Below are 629 nucleotides of genomic sequence, written 5' to 3'. Positions count from 1 at the left end.
CCAGATGGAGATCGTCGGCGAAGGCGGCGACAGCGAAGACGCATCGGAAGAGAGCTCTTCTCCAGAACCGTCCTCTAGCCAAGCCAGTAGCGAGCCGGAAGAAACGGCTGAAGATGATCAGGAAGAGGCCGCCAGTGGCGAGCCGGAGCGCAAAGAGATTCGCGTACCGGATCTTTCTGGCTCCTCTGACGTGCCGATTATCGAGATCGGCGTAGCGGCGGGTGACGAAGTCAATGAAGAAGACCCGTTGGTTACCCTAGAGTCTGATAAAGCCTCTATGGACGTGCCCAGCCCCTACAAAGGCAAGCTTCTTGAGCTGACCGTTAAAGAGGGCGACACCGTCTCTGAAGGCGATGTGATCGGCTATATGGAAGTGGCGGGTGCCAAAAAAGCGGCACCGAAAAAGGCCGCACCAGAAAAAGCCTCGCAGAGCAGTGACAGCAAGGACAGCGCTAAACCGTCTGAATCTCCGGCCGGTACCCCCAGCCCGGAAGCACAGATGGCTGCCCATAAGCCCCGGGATGGCAAGCTGGTGCACGCCGGCCCTGCGGTACGCATGCTGGCTCGTGAACTAGGCGTCGACTTGGGACTCGTTAAACCCAGCGGCCCGAAAGATCGCGTGCTCAAAG

1 protein-coding gene is annotated in these 629 nt (G+C 59.0%); it reads left to right on the top strand.

The window, feature by feature from the left end:
• Positions 1 to 629: biotin/lipoyl-containing protein (locus K7H09_RS24345; RefSeq protein ID WP_230806388.1), on the top strand; the 629-nt coding region annotated here is incomplete at both ends.

Origin of the sequence: Halomonas sp. IOP_14, from assembly GCF_021021315.1 — a bacterium.
Lineage (GTDB): Bacteria > Pseudomonadota > Gammaproteobacteria > Pseudomonadales > Halomonadaceae > Vreelandella > Vreelandella titanicae.
Note: the sequence above shows the minus strand (reverse complement) of the source record. Positions and strands in the feature narration are given on the sequence as shown.